A 22,552-nucleotide genomic window follows, 5' to 3' on the forward strand; every position below is an offset into this window, starting at 1 on the left:
CGAAGCCGTAGGTGCCATATGTGCAAGCCAATGGGGCAGGGAGCCGATCGCTGGTTCCCTGCCCCGTTCGTCAGCGCCCGGTCTGCGCGTCCAGCCCCCCGTTGTGCGGAGCCGGCTCCAGATCGAATTCGCCGTCCCGGGCCCCCAGGACGAAGGCTCGCCACTCCGCCTCCGTGTAACGCAGCACGGTCTCCGGGTCGAGCGACGACCGCATCGCCACCGCCCCTTCGGGGAGGTACGCGATCTCCACTCGCTCCTCGTGTTCCTCGGTACCAGGCGCGCTGTGCCACTCGACTCCCGAGATGTCGAGCGCGTAGAGCTCGTTCTTCTCCCGCTCCTTGCGTGCTTTGAGTTCTTTGTCCTCGGCCTCGGCCATGACGGGCTCCGATCCTTCCTCCGCGCCAATGCACTGTGCGGTCACCCTACTTGCTCCTGTTCGCGCTGCTCAGGGGTTCGCCCAGGTGTGACCGTAACGACGGGTGTCGGCTTGGTTACAGGTATCGGGCGCCCTTCGCCGCAGCTCCACACGGGCGGCTCGGTCACCGCCGCACGGCGCGCCGTATGCCGCGCCGTACGGTTCTTGATCGTCCCTCTCGCCCAGGCCCGGGCGGCAGTGTCCCCATCGCACAGGAAGGCCACGGCCCGTGAGCGGCCCGTCCCGCTCCCCGTACACGGCCTCCACCCTCGAAGCCGAGCGCCGCACCCGACTTCGGTGGCTGTGGACGGCCGACGCGGCGGCCTTGGCCGCGGCCGTCGTCGCCGCTGGCGTCCTGGGCCTCACGTCCGGCGGTGACGAGGCGGAGCCGCGGCGGCGTCCGGTGGCCGTCCGGCAGGCTCCGGACGACATCCGCGAGACCGTGGAGAAGGCGCCTGAGTCGCCGGAGGGCGGCAGGGCCCTCTATCTCGTCGAAAAGATCAAGACCGTGGGCAAGGGCATCTCGTCCACTTCGATGTCGACACGGGCAGGAAGAAGTGAGAAGTGAAGCTGCCGGGCGACGGCAGCGCCATGTCCGTCAACGTCACGATGACGGACGGCGCGGTCCAGGTCACCTGGGGCCGGGGCTCGGCGGCGTACGACATGACCACCGGCAAGCGGCTGTGGGCCGACACCACACCGTCGGCGTGCGAAGACTCAGGGTTCGCGGGTGGCAAGGGCCTGGTCGCGCTGCAGCAGCGTGGAGACCCGGGGGACCCGAGTTCCGGGTGGAGAAGGTCGACGCCCGCACGGGCGGGACCTTGCGGACCTACAAGGTCGCCACGGGTGTCAACGGGGTCTACCTGATCTCCTCCGAGTCGGCTGTCATCGCCGTCATGGCGGGCGACTACGCCGTCACCGACCTGATCTCCTTCGACGACAAGGGCAAGGCGCGCGCCTCGATCCAGCCCAACCGCGATCACCAGGTCGTCAACTGCAGCGAGACCTTCAACGCGGTCGTCGAGACCTGCAGCGCGATTGTCGTGGGGGAGGAGCGGCTCCACATCACCTTCGCCACCGAAGAGCTGTACGGCCCGAACAGCAAGGGCGAGGTCGAAAGGAGGCCACCGTGGCGATCGGCTACGAGAGCGGCGCTCTGTCCAGGCGCTGATCCGTCCCGGCCAAGCTCCTCTTCCCAGCCTGGTATCCTGGCCGACGGCCGTTTGTGTGCGCACCCCCGACCCCGGAGGTAGCCCCCAGCGGACCCCCGTCACCCGAGTCACAGAAGCCCCCCTGAGACGAAGACCAGGGGCACTCGGTGGCATCAACGAGACTCATGAGGAGTATCGCGTGTCGCTCGACGCCGCTACGAAGAAGCAGATCATCAGCGAGTTCGGTACCAAGGAGGGCGACACCGGCTCCCCCGAGGTCCAGGTCGCGATGCTCTCCCGCCGTATCTCGGACCTGACCGAGCACCTCAAGACCCACAAGCACGACCACCACTCCCGTCGTGGTCTGCTGATCCTGGTCGGTCAGCGTCGCCGTCTGCTGCAGTACCTCGCCAAGAAGGACATCCAGCGCTTCCGTACGCTGGTCGACCGCCTCGGCATCCGCCGCGGTGCGGCGGGCGCCAAGTAAGACGCCGTGAGGGGAGCGGTTCCCGGGAAATGGGGGCCGCTCCTTTTGTTGTACGCACGCCCGCGGCCTGCCGCACGCACCTCCGCGGCGCCCGCCGGATCTCCGCGGCCCCGCTTGAAGGGGGCGTGCGACCCCGCCCGTACGCGGGACGTACGGGTGGAAACGTGCGGAGTGTCACCACCCCTTTGTAGTGTGGTAGCACAACGCAATATGTACGACACCGTGTGAGGGCACCCGGACACGGGCGACCGCACGCACACCGAACGAGGAGAAGCGCACCTCGCCGCCGCCGGTCCTCGGTAGTGGCCCCCGGGGGATTGCGAACCCCGAGGGCTTCGATCGAAGACCGGCCCGCACCAGACGGCGCGCTTCTCCGCCACCGTCCCCCTGCCACACGGGCGGGACCAGGGACGAAGACGAGGAGAATTTGCTAGTGGAGAACGAGACCCACTACGCCGAGGCCGTCATCGACAACGGCTCCTTCGGCACCCGCACCATCCGCTTCGAGACGGGCCGTCTGGCCAAGCAGGCCGCCGGCTCCGCCGTGGCGTACCTGGACGACGACACCATGGTGCTGTCGGCCACCACCGCCTCCAAGAACCCCAAGGACCAGCTCGACTTCTTCCCCCTCACGGTGGACGTCGAGGAGCGGATGTACGCCGCCGGCAAGATCCCCGGCAGCTTCTTCCGCCGTGAGGGTCGGCCCTCCGAGGACGCCATCCTCACCTGCCGCCTCATCGACCGCCCGCTGCGCCCGTCCTTCAAGAAGGGCCTGCGCAACGAGATCCAGGTCGTCGCCACGATCATGGCGCTCAACCCCGACCACCTGTACGACGTCGTGGCGATCAACGCCGCCTCCGCGTCCACGCAGCTGGCCGGTCTGCCCTTCTCCGGCCCGATCGGCGGCGTCCGCGTCGCACTGATCAACGGCCAGTGGGTGGCCTTCCCGACGCACACCGAGCTCGAGGACGCCGTCTTCGACATGGTCGTCGCGGGCCGCACGCTCGAGGACGGCGACGTCGCGATCATGATGGTCGAGGCCGAGGCCACCGAGAAGACCATCCAGCTGGTCAAGGGCGGCGCCGAGGCGCCGACCGAGGAGGTCGTCGCCGCCGGTCTGGACGCCGCGAAGCCCTTCATCAAGGTCCTGTGCAAGGCCCAGGCCGACCTCGCGTCGAAGGCCGCCAAGCCGACCGCCGAGTTCCCGATCTTCCTCGACCACCAGGACGACGTCCTGGAGGCCCTCAAGGCCGCCGTCAAGGACGAGCTCGCCCAGGCGCTCACCATCGCCGGCAAGCAGGAGCGCGAGACCGAGCTGGACCGCGTCAAGGCGCTCGCCGCCGAGAAGCTGCTCCCGCAGTTCGAGGGCCGCGAGAAGGAGATCTCCGCCGCGTACCGCTCGCTCACCAAGCAGCTGGTCCGCGAGCGCGTGATCAAGGAGAAGAAGCGCATCGACGGCCGCGGCGTGACGGACATCCGTACGCTCGCCGCCGAGGTCGAGGCCATCCCGCGGGTGCACGGTTCCGCCGTGTTCGAGCGTGGCGAGACCCAGATCCTGGGCGTCACCACCCTCAACATGCTCCGCATGGAGCAGCAGCTGGACACGCTGTCGCCCGTGACGCGCAAGCGCTACATGCACAACTACAACTTCCCGCCGTACTCCACCGGTGAGACCGGCCGCGTCGGCTCCCCGAAGCGCCGCGAGATCGGCCACGGCGCCCTCGCCGAGCGCGCCCTCGTGCCGGTCCTGCCGACGCGCGAGGAGTTCCCCTACGCGATCCGCCAGGTCTCCGAGGCGCTCAGCTCGAACGGCTCGACGTCCATGGGCTCGGTCTGCGCCTCCACCATGTCGCTGCTGAACGCCGGTGTGCCGCTGAAGGCCCCGGTCGCCGGTATCGCCATGGGTCTGATCTCCCAGGAGATCGACGGCGAGACGCACTACGTCACCCTCACCGACATCCTCGGTGCGGAGGACGCCTTCGGCGACATGGACTTCAAGGTCGCCGGCACCAAGGAGTTCGTGACCGCCCTCCAGCTCGACACCAAGCTGGACGGCATCCCGGCCTCCGTCCTGGCCGCCGCGCTGAAGCAGGCCCGTGACGCCCGCCTCCACATCCTCGACGTGATGATGGAAGCGATCGACACGCCGGACGAGATGTCCCCCAACGCCCCGCGGATCATCACCGTCAAGATCCCCGTGGACAAGATCGGCGAGGTCATCGGCCCCAAGGGCAAGATGATCAACCAGATCCAGGAGGACACCGGCGCGGACATCACCATTGAGGACGACGGCACCATCTACATCGGTGCCGTCGACGGCCCGTCCGCCGAGGCCGCCCGTACGACGATCAACGGCATCGCCAACCCGACGATGCCGGAGGTCGGCGAGCGTTACCTGGGCACGGTCGTGAAGACCACCACCTTCGGTGCGTTCGTCTCCCTGCTCCCCGGCAAGGACGGTCTGCTGCACATCTCGCAGATCCGCAAGCTGGCCGGCGGCAAGCGCGTGGAGAACGTCGAGGACGTGCTCGGTGTGGGCGCCAAGGTCCAGGTCGAGATCGCCGAGATCGACTCCCGCGGCAAGCTCTCCCTCATCCCCGTGATCGAGGGCGAGTCTGACGACGAGAAGAAGGACGACGCCGACAAGTGACGTCGCGTAGCTCCACGGCGACGGCCCGCACCTCCTCGGAGGCGCGGGCCGTCGCCCGTACCCAAACCCTGATCAAGGGCATGAACGGCATCGGTACGGTCCGCAAGACCACCCTCCCGGGCGGCCTGCGCATCGTCACCGAGACCCTGCCGTCCGTGCGCTCCGCCACCTTCGGCATCTGGGCGCACGTCGGCTCCCGCGACGAGACACCCGCGCTGAACGGCGCCACCCACTACCTGGAGCACCTGCTCTTCAAGGGCACCTCACGCCGTAGCGCGCTCGACATCTCGTCCGCGATCGACGCGGTCGGCGGCGAGATGAACGCGTTCACGGCGAAGGAGTACACGTGCTACTACGCACGCGTGCTCGACGCCGACCTGCCGCTCGCCATCGACACGGTCTGCGACATGCTCACCGACTCGCTCATCCGCGAGGAGGACGTCGACGTCGAGCGCGGCGCGATCCTCGAAGAGATCGCGATGACCGAGGACGACCCGGGCGACTGCGTGCACGACCTGTTCGCGCACACCATGTTCGGCGACACCCCCCTCGGCCGCCCGGTCCTCGGCACGGTCGACACGGTCAACGCCCTCACCGCCGACCGCATCCGCCGCTTCTACAAGAAGCACTACGACCCGACCCACCTCGTCGTCGCCTGCGCCGGCAACATCGACCACAACAAGGTCGTACGACTGGTCCGCGCGGCCTTCGAGAAGGCGGGCGCCCTCACCCGCGCCGACGCCACCCCGATCGCCCCGCGCGAGGGCCGCCGCGGCCTCCGTACGGCCGGCCGCGTCGAGCTCGTCGGCCGCAAGACCGAGCAGGCCCATGTCGTCCTCGGCATGCCCGGCCTCGCCCGCACCGACGAGCGCCGCTGGGCCCTCGGCGTCCTCAACACCGCGCTCGGCGGCGGCATGTCCTCCCGCCTCTTCCAGGAGGTCCGGGAGAAGCGGGGCCTGGCGTACAGCGTGTACTCGTACACGTCCGGCTTCGCCGACTGCGGGCTCTTCGGCGTCTACGCCGGCTGCCGCCCGTCCCAGGTGCACGACGTGCTGAAGATCTGCCGCGACGAGCTCGACCAGGTCGCCGAGCACGGGCTGCCGGACGACGAGATCGAGCGCGCCATCGGCCAGCTCCGCGGCTCCACGGTCCTCGGCCTGGAGGACACCGGCGCGATCATGAACCGCATCGGCAAGAGCGAGCTGTGCTGGGGTGAGCAGATGTCCGTCGACGAGATGCTGACCCGGATAGCCATGGTGACCCCCGACGAGATCCGTGCCGTCGCCCGCGAGATCCTGGGCCGGCGCCCCTCCCTGTCGGTGATCGGCCCGCTCAAGGACAAACAGGCGTCCCGTCTGCACGAAGCCGTCGCCTAACACCCCAGTTAAGGAACCAAGCAATGAGCAAGTTGCGCGTGGCGGTCCTCGGTGCCCAGGGCCGCATCGGCTCCGAGGCCGTACGGGCCGTCGAGGCCGCCGAGGACATGGAACTGGTCGCCGCCCTGGGCCGCGGCGACAAGCTGGAGACGCTGGCGGAGACCGGCGCCCAGGTCGCCGTCGAACTGACCACCCCCGCCTCGGTCATGGGCAACCTCGACTTCTGCGTACGCCACGGCATCCACGCGGTCGTCGGCACCACGGGCTGGACCGACGAGCGCCTCGCGCAGTTGAGGGGCTGGCTGGACGGCTCTCCGGAGACCGGCGTGCTCATCGCTCCCAACTTCTCCATCGGGGCCGTCCTGACCATGAAGTTCGCGCAGATCGCCGCGCCCTGGTTCGAGTCCGTCGAGGTCGTCGAACTGCACCACCCGAACAAGGTCGACGCCCCCAGCGGCACCGCCACCCGCACTGCCCAGCTCATCGCCGAGGCCCGCCGCGCGGCCGGCACCGCCCCGGCGCCGGACGCCACGGTCACGGCCCTGGACGGTGCGCGGGGCGCCGACGTCGACGGCGTGCCCGTCCACGCCGTACGCCTGCGCGGCCTGCTCGCCCACCAGGAGGTCCTGCTCGGCGGTGAGGGTGAGACCCTGACGGTCCGTCACGACTCCCTCCACCACAGCAGCTTCATGCCGGGCATCCTGCTCGGCGCCCGCCGCGTGGTGACGACCCCGGGTCTCACCTTCGGCCTCGAACACTTCCTCGACCTGGGCTGATCGGCCGGAAACGTCATGCGCGCGAAGCTCACCTACGCCGTCACGGCAGCCGTCCTGGTCGTCTACTTCGTCCTGGTCGGCAGCCGCGGGCTCCTGCTCATAGAGACCGGTACACCGGTCACGATCGCCTTCGGCGTCGCGGTGCTCGTCCTGCCGGCGATCGGCGTCTGGTTCCTGTGGAAGAACACCCAGTTCGTCCGCAAGGCCAACCAGCTCGCCGCCGAACTCGACGCCGAAGGGGGCCTCCCCGTCGACGAGTTGAAGCGCACCCCGGGCGGCCGCATCGACCGCGACTCGGCCGATGAGGTCTTCGCGCGGCGCAAGGCGGAGACCGAGGACGCCCCCGACGACTGGCGCAGCTGGTTCCGTCTCGCCATCGCCTACCACGACGCCCGCGACACCCCACGGGCCCGCAGGGCCATGCAGCGGGCCATCGCCCTCCACGACGGCAAGCCCGCGCGGATCGCCTGATCTCTTCTTCCCCGCATACGGGTGAGGGGCCGATCCGCATCCCCGGACCGGCCCCTCACCCGTATGTTCGACTACGCGGCGCGGCCGTACTCCGCAGCCCACGCCTCGATCATGTCGGCCGCCCGGTCGAAGGCCTCCGTACGCGCCAGGAAGTCGGCGTTGTGCGTGGTCATCAGCGGTGTCACGTACTCCTGCGCACGGTCCGCGCGGACGAGGAGCAGCGCCTGCCCCTGCACGGACCGCGGCAGCCCGAGCCACCGCACCGGCTGCTGCACGGTACGCACCGAGACGCTCGGCTCCCAGGACGCCGTACGCGTTCTGAAGAAGCCCACCTGACGCACCCCCCGCGCGCTCACCCAGATGCCGACCCGCAGCAGCCGCAGGGCGCAGCCGATGATCAGCAGCGCGGCGACGAAGCAGATCGCGCCCGCCTGCGGTGTCTCGGCCACCGCGATGATGACCGCCGCGACCAGCACGTACGAGGCGAGCAGCAGCAGGAGCGCGGCCGCGCCGACCCGCCAAGGGCCGGGCCGGTAGGGGCGCCGCCACCGGTCGCGGTCGTCGAACGGCAGCGCTACGTCCACCGCCTGGTCGAAGGCGCGGTCGGCGGTCAGGAAGGGCAGGGGCACGGCTGATCCTCACTCATCCACGCACGGGGTTTCGCCGGGTGAGGCTACCTAGCCGGATGCCCACTCACCACCCTCGGGGGTCCAAGGGGGGAACAAGAAGGCGCAACTCGGACTATCCGGGCCCCTTGTCGGTGCCGGGCCGTAGAGTGGGCGCCGCCCGAGAGCAGCAATGGGAAGGACCCTCCGAGCCGTGACCGACACCCCCGCCGACGACCTCAAACCCAGCTTCCACAGCGATGTCAGCGTCGAGTTGGTGAAGCACAGCGCGGCCGACTCGGACGTGCTGTGGGCCGCCCGCGTCTCCACCGCCGGCGAGCAGTCCCTGGACGAGCTGAAGAAGGACCCCGAGCGCTCCAAGGGCCTGATCAACTACCTGATGCGGGACCGGCACGGCAGCCCCTTCGAACACAACTCGATGACCTTCTTCATCAGCGCCCCGATCTTCGTCTTCCGCGAGTTCATGCGCCACCGCGTCGGCTGGTGCATCGCCGGTGACACCGAGATCACCCTGGAGAGCGAGGCGGGCAATCTCCGTCGGCACACCATCGCCGAGCTGTACGAGCTCTGGCACCTCGGCGTCGAGGATCGCCTTCCGCATTCCGCCGGTGGCGTGACCTGGCACAGCCGGGCCGGACAGTGGCTGGCCCAGGTCCGGCGCGGCGAGCAGAACCACCACCTCGGCCTGTACGAGAGCCGTGAGGCAGCCGAGTCGGCCGTGGCGGAGTTCCGGGAACTGCACCCCGGCACCCGCCTTCGGAAGCTCGAATCGGTTCGTCGCAACCACGTGCGCTGCTACGACGAAGAGACACTGCTCGCCCAGCGGGCCAGGATCGTCGACGTCATCCAGTCCGGGGTGAAATCACTCATCAAGATCACCACGGAATCCGGGAAGACCCTCCGCTGCACGGTCGACCACGCGGTGTTCACGCCCGAGGGTTGGTGCAAGGCCGGGGAACTGACCGTCGGGGACGCCGTCATGGCGGCGGAGACCACCCCTCGCCCGTCGGAGGAACTGATCCCGCCGAGCCTGCGGCGAGGCATCGGCGTGTGGACCTCCATGCAGCGAGAGCGTCTGATCAAGGAGATCGACACCTGCCACCTCTGCGGCCAGGACTTCCCCCGTGCTGAACTCGCCCTGAACCATGTGGTTCCGGTGGCAGGTGACCTCACCCAGGCCCTCGACGAGAAGAACCTCGCACCCGCGTGTGAGTCCTGCCATGCGATCAAGAGTGCTGGAGAGCAGGCCCTGGCCCAGCGCGACGGCAAGATCGCCAAAGCCGTTCCGGACCGGATCGTCGCCATCGAGCAGGACGGCGAGGAGATGACGTACGACCTCTCGGTGGAGGGGCCCTGGCACAACTTCCTCGCCAACGGCATCGTCGTGCACAACTCGTACAACGAGGAGTCGGGTCGCTACCGGGAACTCCAGCCCCACTTCTACGTCCCCGATGAGTCCCGCAAGCTCGTCCAGGAGGGCCGTCCCGGCAAGTACGTCTTCGTCGAGGGCACCCAGGCCCAGCAGGAACTGGTCGGCCGCGTCATGGAGGACTCGTACGTCCACGCGTACGAGGCGTACCAGGAGATGCTCGCCGCCGGTGTCGCCCGCGAGGTCGCCCGCGCGGTCCTTCCTGTCGGCCTCTTCTCCTCGATGTACGCCACTTGCAACGCCCGCTCGCTGATGCACTTCCTCGGCCTGCGCACCCAGCACGAGCTCGCCAAGGTCCCGTCCTTCCCGCAGCGGGAGATCGAGATGGTCGGCGAGAAGATGGAGGCGGAGTGGGCGAGGCTCATGCCGCTCACGCATGCGGCGTTCAATGCGAACGGCCGGGTCGCGCCCTAGCGGACCGCCGATATCCGGCCAGGCACAGATGTGCGGGTCAGCCGAGCGAAGTGTCCGTATTGCGGCATTTCGCGAAGTTCATCTAGCCTGATCAAACGGACCCGGCACTGCTTGAACCCCCGAGCAGGCAGTGCCGGGCTCCGCATTTGTCCTGACTTTTCCAGCCCCCCGAGGGCAGACCGTGCCCTGAGCAGCGAGTAGCGTGTTACCCATGGCTCCGACCTCGACTCCGCAGACCCCCTTCGGGCGGGTCCTCACCGCCATGGTCACGCCCTTCACGGCGGACGGCGCACTCGACCTCGACGGCGCGCAGCGGCTCGCCACCCACCTGGTGGACGCAGGCAACGACGGCCTGGTCATCAACGGCACCACCGGCGAGTCCCCCACCACCAGTGACGCGGAGAAATCGGACCTGGTACGAGCCGTCCTGGAGGCTGTCGGCGACCGCGCGCACATCATCGCCGGCGTCGGCACGAACGACACCCACCACAGCACCGAACTCGCCCGCGCCGCCGAGAAGGTCGGCGCCCACGGTCTGCTCGTCGTCACGCCGTACTACAACAAGCCCCCGCAGGAGGGGCTGTACCGCCACTTCACGGCGATCGCCGACGCCGCCGAGCTGCCGGTCATGCTCTACGACATCCCCGGCCGCAGCGGCGTCCCGATCGACACCGAGACGATCGTCCGGCTCGCCGAGCACCCGCGCATCGTCGCCAACAAGGACGCCAAGGGTGACCTCGGCCGCGCCAGCTGGGCCATCGCCCGCTCCGGCCTCGCCTGGTACTCCGGCGACGACATGCTGAACCTGCCGCTGCTCTCCGTGGGCGCGGTCGGCTTCGTCTCGGTCGTCGGCCACGTCGTCACCCCCGAGCTGCGCGCCCTCGTCGAGGCATACGTCTCCGGCGACGTCCAGAAGGCCACAGAGATCCACCAGAAGCTGCTCCCGGTCTTCACCGGCATGTTCCGCACCCAGGGCGTGATGACCACCAAGGCGGCGCTCGCCCTCCAGGGCCTGCCCGCCGGACCGCTGCGCGCCCCCATGGTGGAGCTTTCGCCCGAGGAGACCGCCCAGCTCAAGATCGATCTTGGTGCGGGCGGGGTACAGCTCTAACACCGGACTTCGCACAACGCGACAACCTGACTTCACAACTGAATAGGCAGGCGAAAGCGCCTGCGTCCACATCCACAACTGCTTTTGCACGAACGTCATGCGCGCCACGTGCCACAGGTACGTGGCGCGCTTGGTGAGGAGAGTCTTTTGAGTCATCCGCATCCTGAACTCGGCCCGCCGCCGCCGCTTCCCGAAGGCGGCCTGCGGGTCACCCCACTGGGCGGCCTCGGTGAGATCGGCCGGAACATGACCGTCTTCGAGTACGGCGGCCGTCTGCTGATCGTCGACTGCGGGGTGCTCTTCCCCGAGGAGGAGCAGCCCGGAATCGACCTGATCCTGCCGGACTTCTCGTCTGTCAGGGACCGCCTCGACGACATCGAGGGCATCGTCCTCACGCATGGCCACGAGGACCACATCGGCGCGGTCCCGTACCTGCTGCGCGAGAAGCCCGACATCCCGCTGATCGGCTCCAAGCTGACCCTCGCCCTCATCGAGGCGAAGCTCCAGGAGCACCGCATCCGCCCCTACACCCTTGAGGTCGTCGAGGGGAACCGCGAACGCATCGGCCCCTTCGACTGCGAGTTCGTCGCGGTGAACCACTCCATCCCCGACGCCCTCGCCGTGGCCATCCGTACCCCCGCGGGCATGGTGGTCCACACAGGCGACTTCAAGATGGACCAGCTCCCGCTGGACAACCGCCTGACGGATCTACACGCGTTCGCACGGCTGAGCGAGGAGGGGATCGATCTCCTCCTCTCCGACTCCACGAATGCCGAGGTCCCCGGGTTCGTCCCGCCCGAGCGCGACATCTCCAACGTCCTGCGCCAGGTCTTCGGGAGCGCCCGGAAGCGAATCATCGTGGCCAGCTTCGCCAGCCACATCCATCGCATCCAGCAGATCCTCGACGCGGCTCACGAGTACGGCCGCCGGGTCGCGTTCGTCGGTCGCTCGATGGTCCGGAACATGGGAATCGCCCGTGACCTGGGCTATCTGAAGGTTCCGCCGGGCCTGGTGGTCGACGTCAAGACGCTCGACGACCTGCCGGACCACGAGATCGTCCTCGTGTGCACCGGATCGCAGGGCGAGCCGATGGCGGCCCTGTCCCGCATGGCCAACCGGGACCACCAGATCCGCATCGTCCAGGGCGACACGGTGATCCTGGCCTCGTCCCTGATCCCCGGCAACGAGAACGCGGTCTACCGCGTCATCAACGGCCTGACCCGCTGGGGCGCCAACGTCGTCCACAAGGGCAACGCCAAGGTCCATGTCTCCGGACACGCCTCGGCCGGCGAGCTGCTGTACTTCTACAACATCTGCCGCCCGAAGAACCTGATGCCGGTGCACGGCGAATGGCGCCACCTACGCGCCAATGCCGAGCTGGGCGCCCTGACGGGCGTACCGCACGACCGCATCGTCATCGCCGAGGACGGCGTGGTCGTCGACCTCATCGAGGGCAAGGCCAAGATCTCCGGCAAGGTCCAGGCCGGTTACGTGTACGTCGACGGCCTCTCGGTCGGCGATGTCGGCGAGCCGGCCCTCAAGGACCGGAAGATCCTGGGCGACGAGGGCATCATCTCGGTCTTCGTCGTCGTGGACTCCTCCACCGGCAAGATCACCGGCGGCCCGCACATCCAGGCCCGTGGCTCCGGCATCGACGACTCCGTCTTCATCGCGGTAGTCCCGCGGATCACCGAAGTCCTGGAACGTTCGGCACAGGACGGGGTCGTCGAGCCCCACCAGCTGCAACAGCTCATCCGCCGCACCCTGGGCAAGTGGGTCTCCGACACCTACCGGCGCAGGCCGATGATCCTGCCTGTCGTGGTTGAGGTCTGACCCTCCGTCAGCGCCCGTCTGGAGCGGGGCTCCTCGATTTGCATCGGGGCGCCCCGCTCCAGTACGTTTACGGCTCCGCCCAGGGGGGAACCCGACGCAACTGTGCGTCAGGAGCCACCCGGACCGGGCGGAAATTCCGACTCAGAACTTCTGATAAAGTCGGAACCGCCGGAAAGGGAAACGCGGAAGCGGAAACCTGGAAAGCACCGAGGAAATCGGATCGGAAAACGATCTGATAGAGTCGGAAACGCAAGACCGAAGGGAAGCGCCCGGAGGAAAGCCTGAGGATAACTTGGGTGAGTACAAAGGAAGCGTCCGTTCCTTGAGAACTCAACAGCGTGCCAAAAATCAACGCCAGATATGTTGATACCCCGTTCCCGGCCATTCGGTTGGGGCGAGGTTCCTTTGAAATAAACACAGCGAGGACGCTGTGAACGGCCGGGCTTATTCCGCCTGGCTGTTCCGCTCTCGTGATGTGTGCACCCGATTACGGGTAAACATTCACGGAGAGTTTGATCCTGGCTCAGGACGAACGCTGGCGGCGTGCTTAACACATGCAAGTCGAACGATGAACCACTTCGGTGGGGATTAGTGGCGAACGGGTGAGTAACACGTGGGCAATCTGCCCTTCACTCTGGGACAAGCCCTGGAAACGGGGTCTAATACCGGATACAACACTCTCGGGCATCCGATGAGTGTGGAAAGCTCCGGCGGTGAAGGATGAGCCCGCGGCCTATCAGCTTGTTGGTGAGGTAATGGCTCACCAAGGCGACGACGGGTAGCCGGCCTGAGAGGGCGACCGGCCACACTGGGACTGAGACACGGCCCAGACTCCTACGGGAGGCAGCAGTGGGGAATATTGCACAATGGGCGAAAGCCTGATGCAGCGACGCCGCGTGAGGGATGACGGCCTTCGGGTTGTAAACCTCTTTCAGCAGGGAAGAAGCGAAAGTGACGGTACCTGCAGAAGAAGCGCCGGCTAACTACGTGCCAGCAGCCGCGGTAATACGTAGGGCGCGAGCGTTGTCCGGAATTATTGGGCGTAAAGAGCTCGTAGGCGGTCTGTCGCGTCGGATGTGAAAGCCCGGGGCTTAACCCCGGGTCTGCATTCGATACGGGCAGACTAGAGTGTGGTAGGGGAGATCGGAATTCCTGGTGTAGCGGTGAAATGCGCAGATATCAGGAGGAACACCGGTGGCGAAGGCGGATCTCTGGGCCATTACTGACGCTGAGGAGCGAAAGCGTGGGGAGCGAACAGGATTAGATACCCTGGTAGTCCACGCCGTAAACGGTGGGAACTAGGTGTTGGCGACATTCCACGTCGTCGGTGCCGCAGCTAACGCATTAAGTTCCCCGCCTGGGGAGTACGGCCGCAAGGCTAAAACTCAAAGGAATTGACGGGGGCCCGCACAAGCAGCGGAGCATGTGGCTTAATTCGACGCAACGCGAAGAACCTTACCAAGGCTTGACATACACCGGAAACGGCCAGAGATGGTCGCCCCCTTGTGGTCGGTGTACAGGTGGTGCATGGCTGTCGTCAGCTCGTGTCGTGAGATGTTGGGTTAAGTCCCGCAACGAGCGCAACCCTTGTTCTGTGTTGCCAGCATGCCCTTCGGGGTGATGGGGACTCACAGGAGACTGCCGGGGTCAACTCGGAGGAAGGTGGGGACGACGTCAAGTCATCATGCCCCTTATGTCTTGGGCTGCACACGTGCTACAATGGCAGGTACAATGAGCTGCGAAGCCGTGAGGCGGAGCGAATCTCAAAAAGCCTGTCTCAGTTCGGATTGGGGTCTGCAACTCGACCCCATGAAGTCGGAGTTGCTAGTAATCGCAGATCAGCAGTGCTGCGGTGAATACGTTCCCGGGCCTTGTACACACCGCCCGTCACGTCACGAAAGTCGGTAACACCCGAAGCCGGTGGCCCAACCCGTAAGGGAGGGAGCTGTCGAAGGTGGGACTGGCGATTGGGACGAAGTCGTAACAAGGTAGCCGTACCGGAAGGTGCGGCTGGATCACCTCCTTTCTAAGGAGCACTTCTACCGATCCTTTCGGGGTGAGGTCAGAGGCCAGGTCATCAGCGAACGTCTGATGCTGGTTAGCTCATGGGTGGAACGTTGATTATTCGGCTGGTTTCCGGGTCGGGGGCTGTGAGTACTGCTCGTGAGAGTGTGGAAAGCATGATCTTCGGGTGGGAGCTGGTCGGGCACGCTGTTGGGTGTCTGAGGGAATGAACCCCTCAGTTGCCGGCCCCAGTGCACTCGAACCGGTTGGTTCGGGGTGATGGGTGGTTGGTCGTTGTTTGAGAACTGCACAGTGGACGCGAGCATCTGTGGCCAAGTTTTTAAGGGCGCACGGTGGATGCCTTGGCACCAGGAACCGATGAAGGACGTGGGAGGCCACGATAGGCCCCGGGGAGTCGTCAACCAGGCTTTGATCCGGGGGTGTCCGAATGGGGAAACCCGGCAGTCGTCATGGGCTGTCACCCTTGCCTGAACACATAGGGCAAGTGGAGGGAACGCGGGGAAGTGAAACATCTCAGTACCCGCAGGAAGAGAAAACAACCGTGATTCCGGGAGTAGTGGCGAGCGAAACCGGATGAGGCCAAACCGTATGCGTGTGAGACCCGGCAGGGGTTGCGTATACGGGGTTGTGGGATCTCTCTTTCACAGTCTGCCGGCTGTGAGGCGAGTCAGAAACCGTACAGGTAGGCGAAGGACATGCGAAAGGTCCGGCGTAGAGGGTAAGACCCCCGTAGCTGAAATCTGTACGGCTCGTTTGAGAGACACCCAAGTAGCACGGGGCCCGAGAAATCCCGTGTGAATCTGGCGGGACCACCCGCTAAGCCTAAATATTCCCTGGTGACCGATAGCGGATAGTACCGTGAGGGAATGGTGAAAAGTACCGCGGGAGCGGAGTGAAATAGTACCTGAAACCGTGTGCCTACAAGCCGTGGGAGCGTCGCGTTGAGTACTTGTACTCAACGTCGTGACTGCGTGCCTTTTGAAGAATGAGCCTGCGAGTTTGCGGTGTGTTGCGAGGTTAACCCGGGTGGGGTAGCCGTAGCGAAAGCGAGTCCGAACAGGGCGTTTGAGTAGCACGCTCAAGACCCGAAGCGGAGTGATCTAGCCATGGGCAGGTTGAAGCGGAGGTAAGACTTCGTGGAGGACCGAACCCACCAGGGTTGAAAACCTGGGGGATGACCTGTGGTTAGGGGTGAAAGGCCAATCAAACTCCGTGATAGCTGGTTCTCCCCGAAATGCATTTAGGTGCAGCGTCGTGTGTTTCTTGCCGGAGGTAGAGCACTGGATAGGCGATGGGCCCTACCGGGTTACTGACCTTAGCCAAACTCCGAATGCCGGTAAGTGAGAGCGCGGCAGTGAGACTGTGGGGGATAAGCTCCATGGTCGAGAGGGAAACAGCCCAGAGCATCGACTAAGGCCCCTAAGCGTACGCTAAGTGGGAAAGGATGTGGAGTCGCACAGACAACCAGGAGGTTGGCTTAGAAGCAGCCACCCTTGAAAGAGTGCGTAATAGCTCACTGGTCTAGTGATTCCGCGCCGACAATGTAGCGGGGCTCAAGCGTACCGCCGAAGTCGTGTCATTCCAGCATGTAGGGCCAACGCCCGCTGGGATGGGTAGGGGAGCGTCGTCTGCCGGGTGAAGCAGCCGCGGAAGCGAGTTGTGGACGGTTGACGAGTGAGAATGCAGGCATGAGTAGCGATACACACGTGAGAAACGTGTGCGCCGATTGACCAAGGGTTCCTGGGTCAAGCTGATCTGCCCAGGGTAAGTCGGGACCTAAGGCGAGGCCGACAGGCGTAGTCGATGGATAACCGGTTGATATTCCGGTACCCGCTGTGAAGCGTCAAACATCGAACCCATTAATGCTAAGGCCGTGAAGCCGTTCCGGACCCTTCGGGGAAAGGAAAGTGGTGGAGCCGCTGATCCAAGGTGGTAGTAGGTGAGTGATGGGGTGACGCAGGAAGGTAGTCCATCCCGGGCGGTGGTTGTCCCGGGGTAAGGGTGTAGGACGGTGTGTAGGTAAATCCGCATGCCATGTGTCTGAGACCTGATGCCGAGCCGATTGTGGTGAAGTGGATGATCCTATGCTGTCGAGAAAAGCCTCTAGCGAGTTTTATGGCGGCCCGTACCCTAAACCGACTCAGGTGGTCAGGTAGAGAATACCGAGGCGTTCGGGTGAACTATGGTTAAGGAACTCGGCAAAATGCCCCCGTAACTTCGGGAGAAGGGGGGCCATCACTGGTGAGGGGACTTGCTTCCTGAGCTGGGGGTGGCCGCAGAGACCAGCGAGAAGCGACTGTTTACTAAAAACACAGGTCCGTGCGAAGCCGTAAGGCGATGTATACGGACTGACGCCTGCCCGGTGCTGGAACGTTAAGGGGACCGGTTAGTCACTCTTCGGGGTGGCGAAGCTGAGAACTTAAGCGCCAGTAAACGGCGGTGGTAACTATAACCATCCTAAGGTAGCGAAATTCCTTGTCGGGTAAGTTCCGACCTGCACGAATGGCGTAACGACTTCTCGACTGTCTCAACCATAGGCCCGGTGAAATTGCACTACGAGTAAAGATGCTCGTTTCGCGCAGCAGGACGGAAAGACCCCGGGACCTTTACTACAGTTTGATATTGGTGTTCGGTTCGGCTTGTGTAGGATAGCTGGGAGACTGTGAAGCTTGGACGCCAGTTCAGGTGGAGTCGTCGTTGAAATACCAGTCTGGTCGTGCTGGATGTCTAACCTGGGTCCGTGATCCGGATCAGGGACAGTGTCTGATGGGTAGTTTAACTGGGGCGGTTGCCTCCTAAAGAGTAACGGAGGCGCCCAAAGGTTCCCTCAGCCTGGTTGGCAATCAGGTGGTGAGTGTAAGTGCACAAGGGAGCTTGACTGTGAGACCGACGGGTCGAGCAGGGACGAAAGTCGGGACTAGTGATCCGGCGGTGGCTTGTGGAAGCGCCGTCGCTCAACGGATAAAAGGTACCCCGGGGATAACAGGCTGATCTTCCCCAAGAGTCCATATCGACGGGATGGTTTGGCACCTCGATGTCGGCTCGTCGCATCCTGGGGCTGGAGTCGGTCCCAAGGGTTGGGCTGTTCGCCCATTAAAGCGGTACGCGAGCTGGGTTTAGAACGTCGTGAGACAGTTCGGTCCCTATCCGCTGCGCGCGCAGGAATATTGAGAAGGGCTGTCCCTAGTACGAGAGGACCGGGACGGACGAACCTCTGGTGTGCCAGTTGTCCTGCCAAGGGCATGGCTGGTTGGCTACGTTCGGGAGGGATAACCGCTGAAAGCATCTAAGCGGGAAGCCTGCTTCGAGATGAGTATTCCCACCCACTTGATGGGTTAAGGCTCCCAGTAGACGACTGGGTTGATAGGCCAGATATGGAAGCCCTGTAAGGGGTGGAGTTGACTGGTACTAATAGGCCGAGGGCTTGTCCTCAGTTGCTCGCGTCCACTGTGTTGGTTCTGAAACCACGAACAACCCCACGTCTCCACGGAGCGTGGTGCGGTTGATTGTTTCATAGTGTTTCGGTGGTCATAGCGTGAGGGAAACGCCCGGTTACATTCCGAACCCGGAAGCTAAGCCTTACAGCGCCGATGGTACTGCAGGGGGGACCCTGTGGGAGAGTAGGACGCCGCCGAACGAATATTGAGAGAGCTGGTCCCCGAACTTCGGTTCAGGGACCAGCTCTTTTTTGTTGGGCTTTACTTGGAGTTCACGTTGCGCGACCAGGATCCGCGCTATGGGTACCGTTGGAATGCTCAGGGCCGCGGGTGTCGGCGTCGGTGACGAGGTGGTCGTGCCGGCGTTCGGGAATCCGGAGGTCGCTCAGGCGGTGAGCCTGGCGGGGGCTGTGCCGGTGTTCGCCGACATAGACCCGGCGACGTACTGCCTGGATGCCTCGGGTGTCGAGGCCGCGGTGACGTCGCGGACGGTGGCTGTTGTCGTCGTACACCGCTTCGGTCGGTCGGCCGACATCGCGGCGCTGCATCAAGTCGGGCAGCGGCATGGGCTGTTGGTGCTGGAGCAGGGTGAGTCGGAGACGCCGTACAGCGAGCTGGGGGAGCGTCGGCAGCGGGCCGCGTATCTCAGCGCGAAGCTGAAGGGCGTACGGACTCCTGAAGGGTGTGACGGGCATACGTTCCAGCAGTACGTCGTGCGGGTGCCCGGTAATGGGCGGCCGGACCGGGACGCCTTCGCACGGGCCGTGCGGGCCAAGGGAGTCGAGTGCAGCGTGCCGGTGAAGACGCCGGTGCACCGGATGCCCGGGTTCCGGCGGGACGTGTGTCTGCCGGAGACCGAGCGGGCCGCCGACGAGACCCTGGCGCTGCCCATCGGCGGCCGGATGTCGCGGCGGGAGCTGCAGCGCCTCGTGTCCGCCTGCAACACGCTCGGCGGGCTGCTGCAGCCGGCTTTCTAGTGCCGCATCAGACAGCGTTCGCCCTGTTCATGACCTCCCGGAAGCGTTCGTCGGCGGCGTGCTTGTTCCGCCAGATGAGGTAGCGGCGGATCATGCTTCCCTGGTGGTCGAGGTGTAGGCGATCTCCACTTGTTTAGTTCTGGTGCGCGGGCGAACTCGGGGGCGCGTGGAGCTCGCAAGTGCGCTGTTTGCCCTTCCAGGTCAGGGAGGTTCGAAGCAGTCGCCGATTCGGGGTATGATCTATCTCGTTGCCGCGAGGGAAACCTCGAAAAGGTGACAGGCCCCTATAGCTCAGTCGGTAGAGCGTCTCCATGGTAAGGAGAAGGTCAACGGTTCGATTCCGTTTGGGGGCTCAGCCAAAAGGCCCCGCCCAATTGGGCGGGGCCTTTGTCGTATCCGGAGTCAGTCCGTCTGGAGGCCCGGGACGCGCATCGCCAGGATGGCCATGTCGTCGGACGGAGCGTCGGAGGCGAAGCGTTCGACCGCGCGCATGACGCGGGCCGCGACCGCGCCCGCAGTGAGGCCCGTGCAGGTGGTGAGGACCTCGGTGAGGCCGTCGTCGCCCAACATGCGCGTGCCTTCGCGGCGTTCGGTGACGCCGTCCGTGACACAGAGGAGGACGTCGCCGGGGTCGAGGGTGACCGTCTGCTCGTACAGCTCCAGGTCCTCCATGACGCCGAGGAGGGCCTGCGGTTCGGCGGCCGGCTCGACCGTGCCGTCCTGGCGGAGGCGCAGCGGGAGTGGGTGGCCGGCGCAGACGACCTTCAGGACGGCGCTGCCGTCCTCCTGGGGCCACAACTCGCCGTACAGGAGCGTCAGGAAGCGGCTGCGGGCGCCCTCGTCGATGATCGCGGAGTTGAGGCGCTCCAGGACCGCTGGGCCGCCGTAGCCCTCCCTGGCCAGGAGGCGCAGGGCGTGGCGGGCCAGGCCGGTGACCGCGGCGGCTTCCGGGCCCGTTCCGCAGACGTCGCCGATGGCGAAGCCGTATGCGCCGTCGCGGATGGGGAACAGGTCGTAGAAGTCGCCGCCGACCTCGTTGCCCTCGCCGGCCGCGCGGTAGATGACCTCGACCTCCACGCCGTCGATCAGGGGGAGTTCGGGCGGGAGGAGGCTGCGCTGAAGGGACTGGCTGATGGCCATGCGCTCCGAGTACAGACGGGCGTTGTCCAGGGCTAGGGCGGCCCGGCGGGAGAGGTCCTCCGCCAACTCCAGGATCTCCTGGCGGAAGTGCTCGTCCGTGGGCTTGCCGAGGGTCAGCATGCCGATGACGCGGTTGCGGGCGACCAGCGGGAGTACGACGGTCTCGCCGCCCACCGCCGAGGCCGTCGCGAGCGTGGTGCCGATGCCCGAGCTCACCGTGGCGGGTTCGCCGAGGCCCAGACTGCGCATGGAGGTGCGCAGGGCCGCCTGGTGTGCCGCCTCGGCGGGGGCCGTCCAGACGCGGGCGCCCGGGGTCGGGATCGGCTCGGGCGGGCGGATCTTGGAAAGGAGGGCCTTGAGGCCGTCGATGAGGTCCTCGTCCTCGTGCAGGACGTACGAGAGATACGGGTCCGAGGCCTGGTCGGCGATCGTGTAGACCGCGCACCAGGTGGCGAGGGTCGGGATCGTCATCTGGGCCATGAGGGCCAGGGTCTGGTCGCGGTCCAGGGTGCCCGCCAGGAGGTCGGAGGCCTCCACCAGGAAACTCAACGACCCGCGGCGCAGGCGTTCCAGCTCGCCCAGGCGGGCCGACTCGACGGCCAGGGCGATGCGGTCGGCGGCGAACTGGAGGCGCAGGGCCTCCTCGTTGGAGTACCGGCCCTGGGCCTCGGCGGCGACACCCAGGGAGCCGGTGAGGCGGCCCTCGACCTTGAGCGGGACGGTGACGACCGAGCGCATACCCGTGCCGTTGAGGAGGGGTACGGCGCCGGGGACGGCCGTGAGGTCGTCGTGGACGGCCGGCATGCGGGCCGAGCCGTAGCGGCCGGGGCCGGCCTCCACCGGGACGCGTGCGAAGCGCTGGCGGGCCGACGGGAGGCCCGTGGAGGCCCGTACCTCCAGCTCGGTCTCGTCGTCGGTGGCCAGAAGCAGGAAGGCGGAGTCGCCGTCAAGCATGTCGCGGGCGCGCTCGACCGTGCGCTGGAGGAGGCCGTCGAGGTCGTCCGGGGCGGGGGAACCGATGAAGACCTCGAAGGGGTCCGTGGCCTGGCCCTCGCCGGAACCGGAGCCGTCGCCGGACGGCATACGGATCGGGGTCTGGAGAACAGCGCGCTCGTGGTCCCGTACGAGCAGGCACACCGTGGAGGGGTCGCCGTCCGTGTCGCGGACCCGGAGGTGGGAGGCGTAGACCGGCGTCACCCGGCCGTTGGCGCCGCGGATGCCGTAACTGCCCTCCCAGCGGGAGAGTTGGAGGGCCTCGGCGACGCCGGTGCTGGTGCCGGGGGTGTGCGGCCAGGCGGCGAGGTCGGTGAGGGGCTTGCTGATGACCTGGTCGGCGGCGTATCCGAAGAGTTCCTCGGCGTCCTCGTTCCAGGCGCTGATCGCGCCCGAGCGGTCGATCTGGACGACCGCGACGCGGACCCGGCCGTCGGCGAGCGGAAGCAGGTCGGCGGGGAGGGACGGGCCCGCCGTGCGCGTGCCCACCGGGCGGTCGGGGAGGTCGAGTTGGAACCAGACCTGCTTGTGCGTGGACGTGTACTCGACACCCCAGCGGGAGGCCATCGCCGCGCACAGCTGGAGGCCGCGGCCGCCCTCGCGGTCGGGGCTGCCCATGTTGATGTGGCTGCCCTGGAGAGGGATCTCGCGCTCGGGGTATCTGTCGGCGACCTCGATGCGTACGCCGTCGTCCGCCCGCAGACACAGGACATCGGCGGAGGTGCCCGCGTGGACGACCGCGTTGGTGACCAGTTCGCTGGTGAGGACCACGGCGTCGTCGACGATGTCGGCGAACCCCCAGCCCTGCAGGGTGTCGCGGACGAACGAGCGGGCGGTCGCGACGGATCGCGAGACGGGGTCGAAACTGGCGGCCGCGCGCGCGGTGATCACAGAACTCCTTGTCCGGTTCTCGACGTGCGAGGACCCGCGGCCGGCCTCCTGCCGCGGCAGAGGCTGGTTCTCCGTCGGCCTGGGGTCCCGGGGGGCTTCCCCAGGATGCAGTCCGGTGGTCATGGTGCGGCCGCCCCTCCGATGCCTGCCCGCTCGTGCTCGTGCGCCACCGTCCAGGCCGGACGGGACCGGCATGGCTGGACAGCCGCATGCAAGGTTACTTACCTTCGCCGTCCATGCGGATGCCGGTCGTCTGTGTTTCCGTCCGGAGGTGTGCGGACCGTGTGCGAAGCTGCCGAACTGTTATGGCCGGGTTCAGCCGGGGTGAAACACTGGGCAGGCTTTCAGAA

General features: G+C 66.2%; 13 protein-coding genes, 1 tRNA gene, 3 rRNA genes and 4 pseudogenes. 17 read left to right on the forward strand and 4 right to left on the reverse strand.

What is annotated here, in order from left to right:
• Nucleotides 1-70: 70 nt before the first annotated feature.
• Entirely contained in the window at nt 71-376 is a 306-nt protein-coding gene (locus tag JIX55_RS36440) for a DUF397 domain-containing protein (protein WP_257567477.1), read from the reverse strand.
• 268 nt (nt 377-644) lie between these two features.
• On the opposite strand from JIX55_RS36440, the gene JIX55_RS36445 reads away from it, so the two are divergent.
• The 7 genes from JIX55_RS36445 to JIX55_RS36475 all read left to right on the forward strand — a co-directional run bounded on the left by JIX55_RS36445 (nt 645) and on the right by JIX55_RS36475 (nt 7,326).
• The gene (locus JIX55_RS36445; RefSeq protein ID WP_257567478.1) at nt 645-983 is read left to right on the forward strand and encodes a hypothetical protein; all 339 of its coding nucleotides are present in this window, start codon (nt 645-647) and stop codon (nt 981-983) included.
• Nucleotides 984-1,203: 220 nt separating this feature from the next.
• Nucleotides 1,204-1,668 (forward strand): hypothetical protein, encoded by a 465-nt coding sequence (locus JIX55_RS36450; RefSeq protein WP_257567479.1) that lies wholly within the window; start codon nt 1,204-1,206, stop codon nt 1,666-1,668.
• A gap of 97 nt (nt 1,669-1,765) precedes the next feature.
• Nucleotides 1,766-2,053 (forward strand): 30S ribosomal protein S15, encoded by a 288-nt coding sequence (gene rpsO / locus JIX55_RS36455; protein WP_033529274.1) that lies wholly within the window; start codon nt 1,766-1,768, stop codon nt 2,051-2,053.
• Nucleotides 2,054-2,486: 433 nt separating this feature from the next.
• On the forward strand, nt 2,487-4,703 hold the full coding sequence (locus tag JIX55_RS36460; protein WP_257567480.1) for a polyribonucleotide nucleotidyltransferase: 2,217 nt from the start codon (nt 2,487-2,489) through the stop codon (nt 4,701-4,703).
• The gene (locus JIX55_RS36465; protein ID WP_257567481.1) at nt 4,700-6,079 is read left to right on the forward strand and encodes a M16 family metallopeptidase; all 1,380 of its coding nucleotides are present in this window, start codon (nt 4,700-4,702) and stop codon (nt 6,077-6,079) included. Before JIX55_RS36460 ends, JIX55_RS36465 begins: the two co-directional genes overlap by 4 nt.
• Before the next feature lie 23 nt (nt 6,080-6,102).
• Nucleotides 6,103-6,855: a 4-hydroxy-tetrahydrodipicolinate reductase gene (gene dapB / locus JIX55_RS36470; RefSeq protein ID WP_257567482.1), complete on the forward strand. Its 753-nt coding sequence runs from the start codon at nt 6,103-6,105 to the stop codon at nt 6,853-6,855.
• 15 nt (nt 6,856-6,870) lie between these two features.
• Nucleotides 6,871-7,326, forward strand: a complete 456-nt coding sequence (locus tag JIX55_RS36475) for a hypothetical protein (protein ID WP_257567483.1) — start codon at nt 6,871-6,873, stop codon at nt 7,324-7,326.
• Nucleotides 7,327-7,397: 71 nt separating this feature from the next.
• On the opposite strand, the gene JIX55_RS36480 is transcribed toward JIX55_RS36475, so the two are convergent.
• Nucleotides 7,398-7,955, reverse strand: coding sequence for a hypothetical protein (locus tag JIX55_RS36480; RefSeq protein ID WP_257567484.1), 558 nt, complete (start codon nt 7,953-7,955; stop codon nt 7,398-7,400).
• 190 nt (nt 7,956-8,145) lie between these two features.
• Here JIX55_RS36480 and JIX55_RS36485 point away from each other — a divergent pair.
• From JIX55_RS36485 to JIX55_RS36525, 9 genes and pseudogenes are all read left to right on the forward strand, one after another.
• A pseudogene (locus JIX55_RS36485) lies at nt 8,146-8,436 on the forward strand (FAD-dependent thymidylate synthase); the annotation flags it as partial.
• A pseudogene (locus JIX55_RS36490) lies at nt 8,416-9,342 on the forward strand (HNH endonuclease); the annotation flags it as partial. The pseudogenes JIX55_RS36485 and JIX55_RS36490, both read left to right, overlap by 21 nt.
• Nucleotides 9,343-9,345: 3 nt before the next feature.
• Nucleotides 9,346-9,795: pseudogene (gene thyX / locus JIX55_RS36495) on the forward strand (FAD-dependent thymidylate synthase); the annotation flags it as partial.
• A 211-nt stretch (nt 9,796-10,006) separates the two neighbouring features.
• Entirely contained in the window at nt 10,007-10,906 is a 900-nt protein-coding gene (gene dapA / locus JIX55_RS36500; protein ID WP_257567485.1) for a 4-hydroxy-tetrahydrodipicolinate synthase, read from the forward strand.
• A 147-nt stretch (nt 10,907-11,053) separates the two neighbouring features.
• Nucleotides 11,054-12,739 (forward strand): ribonuclease J, encoded by a 1,686-nt coding sequence (locus tag JIX55_RS36505; protein WP_257567486.1) that lies wholly within the window; start codon nt 11,054-11,056, stop codon nt 12,737-12,739.
• 500 nt (nt 12,740-13,239) lie between these two features.
• Nucleotides 13,240-14,765: ribosomal RNA gene (locus JIX55_RS36510) — 16S ribosomal RNA — on the forward strand.
• 308 nt (nt 14,766-15,073) lie between these two features.
• Nucleotides 15,074-18,196, forward strand: a 23S ribosomal RNA gene (locus JIX55_RS36515).
• Nucleotides 18,197-18,284: 88 nt separating this feature from the next.
• Nucleotides 18,285-18,401: ribosomal RNA gene (gene rrf / locus JIX55_RS36520) — 5S ribosomal RNA — on the forward strand.
• The 16S, 23S and 5S rRNA genes sit together here, the layout of an rRNA operon.
• Nucleotides 18,402-18,515: 114 nt before the next feature.
• Nucleotides 18,516-19,178, forward strand: coding sequence for a DegT/DnrJ/EryC1/StrS family aminotransferase (locus tag JIX55_RS36525; RefSeq protein ID WP_257569602.1), 663 nt, complete (start codon nt 18,516-18,518; stop codon nt 19,176-19,178).
• A 7-nt stretch (nt 19,179-19,185) separates the two neighbouring features.
• Here the strand turns inward: JIX55_RS36525 and JIX55_RS51565 are convergent.
• Nucleotides 19,186-19,293 (reverse strand): annotated as a pseudogene (locus JIX55_RS51565) (transposase); the annotation flags it as partial.
• 165 nt (nt 19,294-19,458) lie between these two features.
• On the opposite strand from JIX55_RS51565, the gene JIX55_RS36530 reads away from it, so the two are divergent.
• Nucleotides 19,459-19,531 (forward strand) — tRNA-Thr (locus JIX55_RS36530).
• Nucleotides 19,532-19,580: 49 nt separating this feature from the next.
• Here JIX55_RS36530 and JIX55_RS36535 read toward each other — a convergent pair.
• A complete protein-coding gene (locus JIX55_RS36535; RefSeq protein ID WP_257567487.1) occupies nt 19,581-22,325 on the reverse strand; it encodes a SpoIIE family protein phosphatase in 2,745 nt (914 codons plus the stop codon).
• Nucleotides 22,326-22,552 lie beyond the last annotated feature (227 nt).

The sequence above is a fragment of the Streptomyces sp. DSM 40750 genome (genome assembly GCF_024612035.1).
In the GTDB taxonomy this organism is placed as follows: Bacteria; Actinomycetota; Actinomycetes; order Streptomycetales; family Streptomycetaceae; genus Streptomyces.

What these genes read in the sequence shown, in the direction of transcription:
- JIX55_RS36440 (WP_257567477.1), bottom strand. Translation starts at nt 376, where the DNA reads ATGGCCGAGGCCGAGGACAAAGAACTCAAAGCACGCAAGGAGCGGGAG.
- JIX55_RS36475 (WP_257567483.1), top strand. Translation starts at nt 6,871, where the DNA reads ATGCGCGCGAAGCTCACCTACGCCGTCACGGCAGCCGTCCTGGTCGTC.
- dapA (WP_257567485.1), top strand. Translation starts at nt 10,007, where the DNA reads ATGGCTCCGACCTCGACTCCGCAGACCCCCTTCGGGCGGGTCCTCACC.
- JIX55_RS36535 (WP_257567487.1), bottom strand. Translation starts at nt 22,325, where the DNA reads ATGACCACCGGACTGCATCCTGGGGAAGCCCCCCGGGACCCCAGGCCG.
- dapB (WP_257567482.1), top strand. Translation starts at nt 6,103, where the DNA reads ATGAGCAAGTTGCGCGTGGCGGTCCTCGGTGCCCAGGGCCGCATCGGC.
- JIX55_RS36525 (WP_257569602.1), top strand. Translation starts at nt 18,516, where the DNA reads ATGCTCAGGGCCGCGGGTGTCGGCGTCGGTGACGAGGTGGTCGTGCCG.